Raw genomic sequence first — 12343 nt, 5'->3', positions numbered from 1 at the left:
CAAAAATGAATTTACAATCTCTTATAATAGGTGCTCTATCGTTTTTAGCTTCAACTCTTATTTTTTATACCGTTAGTTACGTATTATTATTAGATTTGTTGCCCAATCACGTATTTATTGCCCTTGTCATCCTTTCCGCTCTTATGATTTCTTTTCTTATTACACGAAAATCAATGAATGAGCCATCTGCAAAAGCAAAGTAATAGAGAGGGGTGCTTTCCCCTCTCTATTATCATTTCCTAGGAAAGGTCATATAGATTTGACGAGTTTATATTCATTCCAATCCGTAAGGGCTAATTAAAGTCTCACTTTATCTTTGAAAATTCATTTTTTCACCATAATCTTTAACAATCTGAATTATATTTTGAAACACACCTATTTTTTCTTTTTTACTGTTTAATATTTTCAAATCATAACTTTCGTAATATGTTTCTAATGATTTTAATTGTGATTCTGAAGCGCTTTTTATCGGAACAGTAGCATGTAATTCATATTGCTTATACCCTTCCTTTACTTTTTCACCTAAAATCATTTCACTCTCTTTTGCTCCAATTAATTTTTGAACTTTTTCTGGAAAATTGAGTTGCAAATAATATTCTTGCTCCTTCACTAACTTATTGTATAGTGATTGTGAAATCGTATACCGTACCGTATAATTCACGTTTTGATCGCCTGTTTTAATATGAAACGCGGTAATCTGCAAATCTTTTTTTGTTACTTCCGTTAAAGGGCTTACCTGCATCTCATCTTCTTTTTGTTCTGAGACATTTGGAAATATATCCAAAAGCTTTTCCGTATCTTTTTCATTCAACATATACATAGCTTTCTTATATTGCACCCATCCTCGTCTATCTTCTCCCCTTAACCATGCATAATAAGTTTCTTTTTTCCCATCTCTACTAATTTGTATTTCATATTCAGGTTCACCGAAGCTTCCTGTTATTTCTTGTTTCTCAGCTTTATTCAAAATGTCTATTACTAACTTCGCTTCTGATTCCTGCAACTTTTTCTCTTTATGTTTTTTTTGTATAACGGTTACCCCTATTGTTTCTTTCACTTCATTCACCGTCTCTTCTACTTTTTTTGTTTCTTTTTTCGGTTCAACTTGACCACAAGCTGCTAGTAACATAACAAACAACAACACCAATACATATTTCCCTTTCAAATTAATCCTCCTCTTACGATAAGAAATCCTTATAATCTTCATACATAAAACAAAAACGTGACATCCTATTAAATACGCTATACTAATCATTGAAAGGAGGTCTTTATCATGTCCATTAATTTTCATGATGAAAATAATAAGTACACATATGCAACAAGAAACGCTCATATTTCTTGGGCTGAAATGGTAAAAAACATTACAGAAATACAAAACAAGCAAATAATTGATATCGGCTGTGGTGGTGGGATTTATACGAAAGAACTCGCTCTTATGGGAGCCAATAATGTTGTGGGACTTGATTTTTCAAAAGAAATATTACAAGCTGCAAAAGAAAATTGTAACAACTTTTCAAACATTTCATTCATCCACGGTGATGCACATAATATCCCATACCCTAATGAAACATTCGACATTGTTATTTCGCGTGCAGTTATTCATCATTTACAAGACATTCCTACATTTTTACGTGAAGCTTCTCGTATATTAAATAAAAACGGTGTACTTATTTTACAAGATCGAACAATTGAAGATTGTACAATTCCAGGAAGTCCCGAACACATTCGCGGATATTTTTTCTCTTTATTTCCAAAACTTATTGAAATAGAGTCAAAAAGACGTCCAAAAACCAACACTATACAGACAGAATTACAAAAACATTCTCTTCATGTACTTCCCACACAAACACAATGGGAAATACGAAAAATACATGATTCTGTAGAAACATTATTGCAAGATTTATCTCCTCGAACAGGTCGATCCATTCTATATGAGTTAACAGATGATGAACTTTCTCAACTTCTACAACATATACAGACCGCATTACAAAACGTCTCTCCTATTATTGAAAGAGATCGATGGACAATTTGGAGCGCCATGAAGTTGTAAGGAAGGAAGCCTCACAAAATAATGTGAGGCTTCCTTTCTTTCATAATCTAATTTTGCAACACTCTTGATATCCTCCACTTCTGGCCTGTGCACTTCCACACTTCGGACATACTAAATATCTAGACTGATTTGTCAACAAACTACCTTTTTGAAAGAGTAAAACTTCTGCTTGTTTAAACGAACGCGAATAATATAACCACATAAAACCAATTATAGCAATAATGCCAAATAATACTCCCATCGCAAGCATTTCAGTCACCTCTTTTGGTTTGTTCTTTCCAGCAAGTGGATTGTTGTATTATTCTCTATAAATTCAAACAATCCCTTCTTCACTCCTATAAATATCAATTTTCTCTATAAAATTTACAATTCTCCGCAAATTTTCACTCCCATTTTACAATTCATCATTTCCTTTACAACAACGAATATCACTTTCGATATTTCCGTATATAAATATATCTTTCAAAAAACATATTGACTTTCTAAAAAAAACATGCAACAATACTGTCAGAATACTTGAATAAAAATTCATTGACGAGAACGAGTACGTTATAGAACTGTTCCCCAGAGAGTTGGCGATTTGCTGAAAGCCAACGTTCAGCGCGTAACCGAAAATCATCTCCGAGAAGTAGAACCGAATGTTACAGTAAGTTCTTACCGGCCGTCCCCCGTTACAAGGAACACGTATCATGTTGTACGTTGCAAAGCCGTATACATATAGATTTATTTCTACATGTGTAAATTAGGGTGGTATCGCGGGTAAATATAACTCGTCCCTTTCTTTAGGGACGAGTTTTTTGTGTTCTTACAAATGAATTTAAAAAAGGAGGAAAAACAATGAACACTGTATCAAAAAAACATATTTTTTTCACGGGTCTTATGCTATTTTCTTTATTTTTTGGGGCAGGTAATTTAATTTTCCCTCCCATGCTTGGCCAAAATGCAGGTGAAAACTTTTGGCCAGCAATGATTGGATTTTTACTAACAGGAGTTGGCTTACCACTACTAACTGTTATCGCAATTTCTCTATCTGGAAATGGAATGCAGCAACTTGCAAGTCATGTTCATCCATTATTCGGAATTTTCTTTACAGTAATTGTATACATTGCTATCGGTCCATCTATGGGCATCCCACGTGTTGCAAATGTCGCTTATGAAATGGGTGTTAGTTCTTTCTTACCAGAAACAATCCGCTCTAGCAGCCTAGTGCTATTTGTATATACAATCATCTTCTTTACTATCGTATTTTGGCTGAGTTTGAATCCATCTAAACTTGTTGATCGTATTGGAAATGTATTAACACCTATTTTATTACTCTCTATTTTCTTATTGTTTGTTAAAAGTGTATTTACACCACTTGGGCAATCAGGACCAGCAATGCAAGAGTATCAAACTTCTCCAATCTTCAAAGGCTTTATGGAAGGCTACTTAACAATGGACACTATTTCAGCACTTGCATTCGGAATTATCGTTGTAAATGCAATTCGCTCTAAAGGTGTGAATGATCGTAAGTCCATTGCCATCGCCACAGCAAAAGCAGGGCTTATTGCCGCTACAGGGCTCGTACTTGTATACGGTGCACTCGGCTGGCTTGGGGCAACTAGCGTCTCGCTCGGATATGCAAAAAATGGCGGACAGCTACTTACTGTTATCGTACAACAATTATTCGGTCCATACGGTTTGCTCCTATTATCTCTTATCGTTACACTCGCTTGTTTAACGACATGCGTTGGACTCGTATCTGCGTGCAGCCAATATTTTTCAACATTATTGACTACATTTTCATACAAAACGTTCGCGAGTATCATTTGCGCATTAGGATTACTAGTTGCCAACTTAGGTTTAACGAAAATTATCGCAATCTCTGTTCCAATTCTACTTGTTGTGTATCCAATTGCGATTGTACTCGTACTACTATCATTACTTCATAAATACTTCGGTGGATATCGCTCTGTTTATGTAGGTGCTTTAATTGGAGCAGCTGTAGTGAGCGTATTTGATGGATTAAAACAAGGTGGTATTTCAGTTTCATTTATCACACCATATTTTGAATTTATCCCTTTATATAATGAAGGAATCGGCTGGCTAATACCAGCATTAGCAGGAGCTCTTATTGGTCTTGCAATGGCTAAGTTAAGCGGTACGAAAAAAGTTCCATTAGTAACCGAATCTCACGAAGTAAAAGCCTCCTAAAAAAAACTCCCAAAAGGGAGTTTTTTTACATTTGATACGCAGTATGATTAAAACTGCTTATTTTATAAGCCTTCGTATAATATTCAATATTCGTATCAACTGTTTCTACCTTGACAACATCATAGTGCTCTTCTTGCTTTACTAAAAATAAATAGTATTCCTCTGTAGCCTCAATAATCGCAATTTTATCTGTTTCAACATTATATTGTTCACAAAGCGCTTGTAATGCGTTCACATAATCCCCTAATTTTTTAGACTTATCCATTCCGAATATAGTTTGAACTAACATATACATTCTCCCCTTTATATGTACTGTTAACACCTCAATGATAACGCTTACATTATTTATCGTCAATAAAAACATTCAATAGTTTTAACGCCAAATCTATATTGTATCGAGCCAATAATCAGCGAGGAATTCCCCGCCAATTAAAGTTTCACTTTATCCCGCATTAACTGCCCATAAAAGCCCGATTGGTGAGGGCTGATAATCAGTGGGGGAGGAACAACCTCCCCACTGATTAAAGTTTCACTTTATCACTTCGTTAATTGATGCCTAAATGCATAAATAACCGCCTGAGTACGGTCACTTACATTCAATTTATTTAATATATTACTCACATGTGTCTTTACCGTTTTCAGTGCAATAAATAACTCGTCCGCAATCTCTTGATTACTTTTTCCCTCTGCGATTAATAACAAAATCTCAAACTCTCTTTCCGTTAAATCATCATGCAAAGGTTGCTCTTTCTTTTGACGCATACGGGACATCATTTTCCCGGTAACTTTCGGCTCTAATACTGTTTCTCCATCATAAGTAGCTCGTACAGCATCAGCAATATCACTTGCTCTTGATGTTTTTAATAAGTAACTGGTCGCCCCAGCCTCAATAACAGGATACAATTTTTCGTCATCTAAAAAGCTTGTTACAACTACAATTTTTGCTTCTGGCCATTCTTGAATAATAGCACGTGTTGCTTCGACACCATCCATCTCATCCATAACAAGGTCCATTAAAATAATATCCGGCCTTAATTGCAATGCTAATTCTGATCCTTTTCTTCCATTCTCAGCTTCCCCTACTACTTCAATATCTGGCTGTGTAGATAAATATGCCGATACACCCATACGAACCATTTCATGATCATCGACAAGCAATACTTTTATCATACTTCTCCTCCTCTCTCAATCATAATCGGTACTTTTACTTCTATTTGTGTACCTTTGGCCGGGAAACTAAGTACCTTGAGTGTCCCACCAATTTCATGAACACGCTCTTGCATCGATCTTAGGCCATATGAACCAGCCTTATTAACCCCTACTTCAAACCCAACGCCGTCATCAATGATTTTTAAAATCGCATATTGATCAATTTTTCGAAGGCGCACTTCTGTTTTCTTTGCCTTCGCGTGTCGCAACGTGTTTGATAGCGCTTCTTGCACAATACGGAATAAATGATCTTCTACACCTTTTTTTAATTCTATTGGCTCAATAAGCCATTCAATTTTCATATGTTGTTTTCGCGATAATTCCGTTAATAATTCCTCTATACCTTCTGTCAGTTTCTTACCTTCCAATTGTACAGGACGTAAATGAAGGAGCAATGCTCTCATTTCTGATTGAGCATTTACAACCATATTTTCAACAAGTTGCAATTGTTTTTTTGTCACATCTGGAAATTCAGTTATTTGTTCATTAATCGCTGACATCATCATCGACATTGCGAAAAGCTGCTGACTTACTGAATCATGCAACTCCCTTGCTAAACGATGCCTTTCTTGAGAAATCGCTTCTTGTCTCATCTCTTCATTCCAATGAGCTCGTTCATTCGTTACTTTTTGAAAGAGTCCAGCTTGCTCCTCTAATCGACGAGCCAGAACGATTACTTTTCGTTCCACTTCATGAAATTCATCATCTGCAGTAAACGAAACATCGCTCGGAAAATTCCCTCGCTCTACTTCAAATAGAAACGTATTTAATCCTTGTATACGCTGCTCTATATAGTAACCGATTGCATATCCTACAATTCCCCCGATAAGTAAACTTGTAGTCATAATAAACAAGCCAATTGGAACAGAAGCGATGGATTCCTTCCATAATAAATCATACACTTGTTGCTCGCTTTTCCATACATATACAATTGTACAAATGAGTGCGATACTAACAGAGGACAACATAGAATAACGAATATACATCCACGAAATATTTTTTTGTTTCTTCATTATACTTTCCTCACTTCCGTGTCGCCTACGACAAGCGAAGAAATAATTTTAATACGACGAGGAGCCTCTTTATACTGCTCTGTTCTAAATGTAACATTGCGGTTAAACCCTGTCTCTTCATGACCTGGCAAGAGCACACGTCCGACAATAACAGAATGATTTAAAGAAAGTTCAATATCATATGGCACATATAAACGAATATTACCAACGACACCCCGAATAACAATTACCGTTTCCCCTTCTGGAATCATAGCAGTCGTTAAATCTATTTCCACATCACAGGCACCATATTGAACATTAATATCCTCAAGTTCATAAATATGATCCATCATTCGTACATTGCCTACAAACATATTTTTTAAATATGTTTCTGTACGATATATTTGCTTCTCTTCGTCTATCATCCCTTTTTCTTTAATTTCAACCTTCATTGCTTTTTGCTGATGTCCTTGTTGAATCAATTGATAACCTATTAAAGCTAAACAAGCAAATACGACAAGAACAAATGCTGCTGATGAAAATAAGAAGAATAAAAATACGATACCACCAACAAATAAAAATACATTTCCCCGTACATAACGATTCTTTTTACGATAATGCCTTCCAAACATAAGCATAATAAATGCAAAAATGAGACCACCTGGTTCAAAATGTCCAAGTATCATATCAAGAAAAAGACCGAACCCAAATATGATGAGGAGCATCCCCATTAATTGTGTCTTTGAAAAATGTTTCTTCATTTCAGCTCCCCCCTTCTTGTCACATATACATAGAAGAAAAGGCATTGCTTTCCAACACCTTTTCTCCTATCACTATATCATAAGCCTGTTTTATAATATACTACTATTATTTTGTTAACTCTTTCGTTAACGATACATCATTCTTTTCTTTCATTTCACGCTCAAGTTTTGCAATTTTCATATCAAATGTGTCACGCTCATGCTCTTCATTCATACGAGTTTCTAAGTCACGAATATGATCTTCAATCTCTTCAAATCGTAAGAATGGATTATTTTCATCCATTTTATGCATCGCAGTATTCATACGACGATTTGCATGTGCCATATTTTCACGTGCCATTAGTTCCATACGCTTTGCGTGCATTTCTTTTAATTTATTTTTCATTTCAGAAAGACGACGCTCTAACTCATCAATTTGCTCTACAACACCTGCATACATTTCTTCTAATCGAGTTACTTGCCCTTCATAATAAGCTACCTCTTCTAACGCACGTTCGTGCAATTGTAATTCACCTGCTTCTTGAGCAATGATAGCTTGCTTTGATCTTTTATTAACGAAATAACGTGCTTGCTCAAGCTCACGAGCAAAGTTAGATTTTAATGTTTTATGACGCTCAATTAACTTCTCAATTTTTGTTATTTCACGCTCACTATCACGTAAATATTGGTTTAACATCGCAATTGGATTTTTTCTTTCCTTCTCATCTAACACGTTATGAAAATCAGCTAAAATTGCATCGCGTACACGTCCGAATAAAGATTGTTTCATTATAAATCTTCCTCTCTTCTACTTTAATTATAATTTGATTTATTGTTTTAGTTTTTCATTAATTTGTTCCACTCATCTTCAAAGTTGCTATATGATTTAGAACTTTCTGGAGCAGATTCAACAACTACATCTTTTTCTTTTTTCCACTCACGGTATCCGTAGTATAAAACCACTAAAGCAGCGATACCGATTAATGCTGGCGAATGAGAAAGTGCAATGGATAAACCGATTAAACCAACAATACCCCAAGCTAACTTTCCAAAAAATGATTTAGCTCGCACAAATGATTTATAGCTCCAATATACAACTCCTGCTCCGATTGCGAATCCTACAATACCAGCAAGACTACCAAGAGCAATTAAAGCCAAAATACCGGCTGCGATAAACGCTAGAAATTGTTTCATCTTGTGCTTGCCTCCCTTCGATTTGATACTCTTATCTTAACTATTTTTTCATCTTTCCATAACGAGCTTAAGAACCGTTTTCTACTCAGACTTAAGACCGAGTCATATTCAGCCCTTTACGCAAAAAACGTGCAGAGTCTATTCTCTGCACGTTTTTTAATTACTAACATTCATATTAAATTAAGCAGTTTTATGATACTCTTTTTTCTTAGCTACTTTCGAAAACCTTGGAAACCCAATTAAAATAGAAACAATCCCACATACTCCAACTAAAATTGGATAAAATGCATACGGTAACAATTCAACTGGAGATAACGCTGCAAATCCTGCTGCCGTTAACATTTGGGCACCGTACGGAATTAATCCTTGCACACAACATGAGAAAAGATCTAATACACTCGCTGATTTACGAGGGTCTATTTCATATTGATCTGCAATATTTTTTGCAAGCGGGCCTGTAAAAATAATTGAAATCGTATTATTCGCTGTACACATATTCGTCATACTCACTAAACCAGCAATACCAAATTCCGCTCCTTTTTTCGAACGAATATTACGTGTTAATACATTCATTAAATATTGAATACCACCATTATATTGGATTAATTCAACCATACCGCCAATTAATATAGCAAGTAATACTAACTCCATCATACCGCCCATTCCAGTCGTTACACTTTTAAAGAAACTTTCTAACGTGTAACTTCCATCTATAAGACCGATAACACCAGATAGTACAGTTCCACCAGTTAATACAATAAGTACATTCCAGCCAAGTAGCGCTGTAATCAGTACTCCTGCGTACGGTAAAATCTTTATCCAATCAAAGCTATGTGCTTTAATTTGCGTGTCACTTCCTGAAGTAACTATTACTAATAGCACAATTGTAATAATAGCCGCTGGTAACACAATTAAAAAGTTCGTTTTAAACTTATCTTTCATTTCTGTTCCTTGTGAACGAACAGCTGCGATTGTTGTATCTGAAATAAATGATAAATTATCACCAAACATCGCTCCGCCAACAACAGTAGCCATTGCAAGCGCAATTGAGATATCAGTTTGACCACTAATACCTACAGCAATCGGCGCTAATGCTGCAATTGTTCCCATTGAAGTTCCCATCGCTAATGAAATAAATGCCCCAATAACAAAGATTCCAGCTACGATAAATCCTGGCGGTAAAATAGTTAATGCTAAATTAACAGTTGAGTCTACTCCGCCCATTCCTTTAGCAGTTTCAGAAAATGCACCTGCAAGCACAAAAATTAATACCATAATCATAATATCCGGATTTCCTGCACCTTTAGCGAACCGCTCTACTTTCACATTAAAACTTTCTTTACGATTCATCATTAAAGTGACTCCTACAGCAATTGAGATCGCTACAAGTATCGGCAATTTATAGAAATCACCTGTAATAATTCCAGAACCAATAAATAGCGCCAAAAATATCCCAAGTGGTAATAAAGCTAAACCATTTCCTCTCGTTTCTTTCAAAGTATCATCTCTCCCTAGTTTCAACCTTTTTCTAATGAATAACAAAAGACCTCTTCCGATGAGAAGAGGTCTTATACATCTATAAGAAACACTCTTCTCATCTTTCAAGCACACGCTTGCTGGATTTGGCACAGCACTCTGAAATCGAGTCCGCTGCCGAGGCATCGTAGGGCCAGTCCCTCCGCCTCTCTTTATAAGAAGGTTTCATATTTATTTTTTAATAATAATTTCTTTCCTAACTTTACTCGCTTACAAAACAAAAGTCAATTATTTTTTGTATAGATTTTTTTGGTAATTATACAAAAATTCGAATACAACAATCATTTTAACTTTTCTATTTCTTCTTTCAACATTGAAATCCAATAAAATTCATTATTTTTTATTGTTGCTAATATCCATTTCGTAGTGTACCAAGCTAACTCATACTCTTCCTTCGTGACATCACCACTTTTATAAGCATCCTCTAGCTCCTCTTCATCTAATACATACACCTTACCGCTAGGTAATAATACTACATCTAAATATAAATCATCAAAATACGGTAAACCACGATCGTCTATTTTATATTCTTTCGCCACATCGATATAATATTGCACTAATTTTTTCTGATCATCTAACATAGCGGTAATCGCAAAGTTTTTCCCGTCTATGAAATATTGAATCCACGTATACTGATCCGCTGCAATACAAAGTTCTTCACCATCATATTCTTTACAACTAGGCTCTCTCACCTTTTTTATATCCAGTATTCCGAGTATTCCCTCTTCCACTTGCTTAACCGTATAACTCTTTTCTATTAGCCTCTTCCACGAAGAACCGTCACCATATTTACGTTTCATTATGTCTGCTCCTCTTCTATATACAGAAAAGCTCCCACATATTATGTGAGAGCTTGTTCATATTATAATTAAGCCGCTTGACCCTTTTCAGAAATCTCTTTTAAATAAGCTTGTCCTTTTTCAGCGTCATATTGACCTTCCCACTTAGACATAACTACAGCTGCTAAAGAGTTTCCTACAACGTTAACTGCTGTACGAGCCATATCTAAAATACGGTCAATACCAGCAATGAACGCTAAGCCTTCAGGTGGAATACCTACTGTACCAAGTGTCGCTAATAATACAACGAATGATACGCCCGGTACACCTGCGATACCTTTTGATGTAACCATTAATACAAGCAATAATGTAATTTGTTGTGTAATAGATAAATCAATACCGTACATTTGTGCTAAGAAAAGAGCCGCAATTGCTTGATATAAAGTTGATCCATCTAAGTTAAATGAATAACCTGTCGGAATAACGAAAGATGTAATTGCTTTCGGACAACCGAATTTCTCCATTTTCTCCATGATTTTTGGCAAAACTGTTTCTGAGCTTGCTGTAGAATACGCTAAGATCAGCTCGTCTTTTAAAATCTTAAAGAATTGGAAAATGTTGATTCCAAATATTTTCGCTGTAAGTCCTAAGACAACTACGACGAAGAAGATCATTGCTCCATATACGACAATTAGTAATTTCCCTAATGGAATTAATGAAGCAAGACCAAATGTAGAAACTGTAACACCAATTAGTGCAAACACACCAAATGGTGCAAATTTCATAACTTGGTTTGTTACGTAAAACATTGCGTCAGCTACACCTTGGAAAAATTGAAGAACTGGTCTTCCTCTTTCACCAATTGCTGCTACACCTAAACCAAATAATACAGAGAAGAAGATAATAGCAAGCATATCTCCGTCAGCTAACGACTTCATAATGTTCGTTGGAACAATATTTACAAATGTATCTGCAAATGAATGACTTTGTACTTGTTCTGTCGTATGTGTATATTTCGAAATATCTGTCTTTGTTAACTGCTCCATATTTACGCCTTTTCCTGGTTGGAAAATATTCGCTATTAATAGACCAACAATAATTGCAATTGTTGTAATAATTTCAAAGTAAAGAATTGTTTTTCCACCTAGTCGACCTAGTTTTTTAACATCGCCAACACCAGCAACCCCAACAACAATACTTGCTACAACAATCGGTACAACGATCATTTTAATTAATCGGATGAAAATATCACCAATTGGTTGTAAGTACTTCACAACAGCTGGATTATCAAAGAAAATCGCCCCAACCGCAATACCAAGCGCAAGCCCTATTAATATTTGCCATGCAAGTCCTATTCTTTTCATATTTGTTGTAACCCCCTCTTCGATGTGTCACTCTATCTCTCATTCTATCTCTATAAAACTAAGAAATTAAGAGTATTACATATTATTCGACAATTCACTACATTTTGTCCCTGTTAAAAATCATAAATCAAAAATTTAAATCTGACAACAAAATAACTTTGCCCGAACACAAATAATTTTCTTGACAAAAAGCAGACCCATGTCAGAAAACCTAACATGAGAACGATTCCTCACTAGTGTTTTATTAGCTTTCCAAGTAATATTTCACCTCATAAAAACGATTACT

The 12343-nt window shown here is 35.4% G+C and carries 14 protein-coding genes, 1 riboswitch and 1 other annotated feature; of the genes, 3 read left to right on the top strand and 11 right to left on the bottom strand.

The window, feature by feature from the left end; all coding sequences use genetic code 11:
- Positions 1 to 5 precede the first annotated feature (5 nt).
- Complete coding sequence (locus AC22L0_RS03675) at positions 6 to 203, top strand: hypothetical protein (RefSeq protein WP_001053356.1); 198 nt, start codon at positions 6 to 8, stop codon at positions 201 to 203.
- Positions 204 to 310: 107 nt separating this feature from the next.
- Here AC22L0_RS03675 and AC22L0_RS03670 read toward each other — a convergent pair whose 3' ends face one another.
- Positions 311 to 1165, bottom strand: coding sequence for a YhfM domain-containing protein (locus AC22L0_RS03670; RefSeq protein ID WP_000677064.1), 855 nt, complete (start codon positions 1163 to 1165; stop codon positions 311 to 313).
- Positions 1166 to 1273: 108 nt separating this feature from the next.
- Here AC22L0_RS03670 and AC22L0_RS03665 point away from each other — a divergent pair, with 108 nt between their 5' ends.
- Positions 1274 to 2050 (top strand): class I SAM-dependent methyltransferase, encoded by a 777-nt coding sequence (locus tag AC22L0_RS03665; protein WP_000026286.1) that lies wholly within the window; start codon positions 1274 to 1276, stop codon positions 2048 to 2050.
- A 40-nt stretch (positions 2051 to 2090) separates the two neighbouring features.
- Here AC22L0_RS03665 and AC22L0_RS03660 read toward each other — a convergent pair whose 3' ends face one another.
- Positions 2091 to 2300, bottom strand: a complete 210-nt coding sequence (locus AC22L0_RS03660; protein WP_000880630.1) for a hypothetical protein — start codon at positions 2298 to 2300, stop codon at positions 2091 to 2093.
- Between the two features lie 272 nt (positions 2301 to 2572).
- Positions 2573 to 2831 (top strand) — a binding site (T-box leader).
- Positions 2832 to 2887: 56 nt separating this feature from the next.
- On the opposite strand from AC22L0_RS03660, the gene brnQ3 reads away from it, so the two are divergent.
- On the top strand, positions 2888 to 4243 hold the full coding sequence (brnQ3, locus tag AC22L0_RS03655; RefSeq protein ID WP_001099140.1) for a branched-chain amino acid transport system II carrier protein BrnQ3: 1356 nt from the start codon (positions 2888 to 2890) through the stop codon (positions 4241 to 4243).
- Between the two features lie 25 nt (positions 4244 to 4268).
- On the opposite strand, the gene AC22L0_RS03650 is transcribed toward brnQ3, so the two are convergent.
- The 9 genes from AC22L0_RS03650 to gltP form a co-directional block, all read right to left on the bottom strand.
- Positions 4269 to 4607 carry a DUF3922 domain-containing protein gene (locus AC22L0_RS03650; RefSeq protein WP_002061028.1) on the bottom strand — a complete coding sequence of 113 codons (339 nt, stop codon included), beginning with the start codon at positions 4605 to 4607 and terminating at the stop codon, positions 4269 to 4271.
- A gap of 173 nt (positions 4608 to 4780) precedes the next feature.
- The gene (locus AC22L0_RS03645) at positions 4781 to 5413 is read right to left on the bottom strand and encodes a response regulator (RefSeq protein ID WP_000598707.1); all 633 of its coding nucleotides are present in this window, start codon (positions 5411 to 5413) and stop codon (positions 4781 to 4783) included.
- Positions 5410 to 6465 (bottom strand): sensor histidine kinase, encoded by a 1056-nt coding sequence (locus AC22L0_RS03640; RefSeq protein WP_000744326.1) that lies wholly within the window; start codon positions 6463 to 6465, stop codon positions 5410 to 5412. Before AC22L0_RS03640 ends, AC22L0_RS03645 begins: the two co-directional genes overlap by 4 nt.
- On the bottom strand, positions 6465 to 7205 hold the full coding sequence (gene liaF / locus AC22L0_RS03635) for a cell wall-active antibiotics response protein LiaF (protein ID WP_000716098.1): 741 nt from the start codon (positions 7203 to 7205) through the stop codon (positions 6465 to 6467). Before liaF ends, AC22L0_RS03640 begins: the two co-directional genes overlap by 1 nt.
- Before the next feature lie 106 nt (positions 7206 to 7311).
- Positions 7312 to 7974: a PspA/IM30 family protein gene (locus tag AC22L0_RS03630; protein ID WP_000814127.1), complete on the bottom strand. Its 663-nt coding sequence runs from the start codon at positions 7972 to 7974 to the stop codon at positions 7312 to 7314.
- Positions 7975 to 8021: 47 nt separating this feature from the next.
- Entirely contained in the window at positions 8022 to 8378 is a 357-nt protein-coding gene (locus AC22L0_RS03625) for a lmo0954 family membrane protein (RefSeq protein WP_000808641.1), read from the bottom strand.
- A gap of 180 nt (positions 8379 to 8558) precedes the next feature.
- Positions 8559 to 9875 carry a Na+/H+ antiporter NhaC family protein gene (locus AC22L0_RS03620; RefSeq protein ID WP_487272146.1) on the bottom strand — a complete coding sequence of 439 codons (1317 nt, stop codon included), beginning with the start codon at positions 9873 to 9875 and terminating at the stop codon, positions 8559 to 8561.
- Between the two features lie 94 nt (positions 9876 to 9969).
- Positions 9970 to 10075: riboswitch (SAM riboswitch) on the bottom strand.
- Positions 10076 to 10195: 120 nt separating this feature from the next.
- Positions 10196 to 10714, bottom strand: a complete 519-nt coding sequence (locus AC22L0_RS03615; protein WP_410255169.1) for a ribonuclease FAU-1 family protein — start codon at positions 10712 to 10714, stop codon at positions 10196 to 10198.
- 68 nt (positions 10715 to 10782) lie between these two features.
- Entirely contained in the window at positions 10783 to 12057 is a 1275-nt protein-coding gene (gene gltP, locus AC22L0_RS03610) for a glutamate/aspartate:proton symporter GltP (protein WP_000821131.1), read from the bottom strand.
- Positions 12058 to 12343: the final 286 nt, after the last annotated feature.

This window comes from Bacillus sp. LQ01, assembly GCF_057624735.1.
The sequence above is the reverse complement of the archived record's forward strand: the minus strand, read 5'-3'. Positions and strand labels throughout refer to the sequence as shown.

Bases quoted from the DNA above. Each gene is read 5' to 3' on its own strand.
- AC22L0_RS03675 (WP_001053356.1), top strand. From the start codon at position 6: ATGAATTTACAATCTCTTATAATAGGTGCTCTATCGTTTTTAGCTTCA.
- AC22L0_RS03665 (WP_000026286.1), top strand. From the start codon at position 1,274: ATGTCCATTAATTTTCATGATGAAAATAATAAGTACACATATGCAACA.
- AC22L0_RS03660 (WP_000880630.1), bottom strand. From the start codon at position 2,300: ATGCTTGCGATGGGAGTATTATTTGGCATTATTGCTATAATTGGTTTT.
- brnQ3 (WP_001099140.1), top strand. From the start codon at position 2,888: ATGAACACTGTATCAAAAAAACATATTTTTTTCACGGGTCTTATGCTA.
- AC22L0_RS03650 (WP_002061028.1), bottom strand. From the start codon at position 4,607: ATGTTTTTATTGACGATAAATAATGTAAGCGTTATCATTGAGGTGTTA.
- AC22L0_RS03645 (WP_000598707.1), bottom strand. From the start codon at position 5,413: ATGATAAAAGTATTGCTTGTCGATGATCATGAAATGGTTCGTATGGGT.
- AC22L0_RS03640 (WP_000744326.1), bottom strand. From the start codon at position 6,465: ATGAAGAAACAAAAAAATATTTCGTGGATGTATATTCGTTATTCTATG.
- liaF (WP_000716098.1), bottom strand. From the start codon at position 7,205: ATGAAGAAACATTTTTCAAAGACACAATTAATGGGGATGCTCCTCATC.
- AC22L0_RS03630 (WP_000814127.1), bottom strand. From the start codon at position 7,974: ATGAAACAATCTTTATTCGGACGTGTACGCGATGCAATTTTAGCTGAT.
- AC22L0_RS03625 (WP_000808641.1), bottom strand. From the start codon at position 8,378: ATGAAACAATTTCTAGCGTTTATCGCAGCCGGTATTTTGGCTTTAATT.
- AC22L0_RS03615 (WP_410255169.1), bottom strand. From the start codon at position 10,714: ATGAAACGTAAATATGGTGACGGTTCTTCGTGGAAGAGGCTAATAGAA.
- gltP (WP_000821131.1), bottom strand. From the start codon at position 12,057: ATGAAAAGAATAGGACTTGCATGGCAAATATTAATAGGGCTTGCGCTT.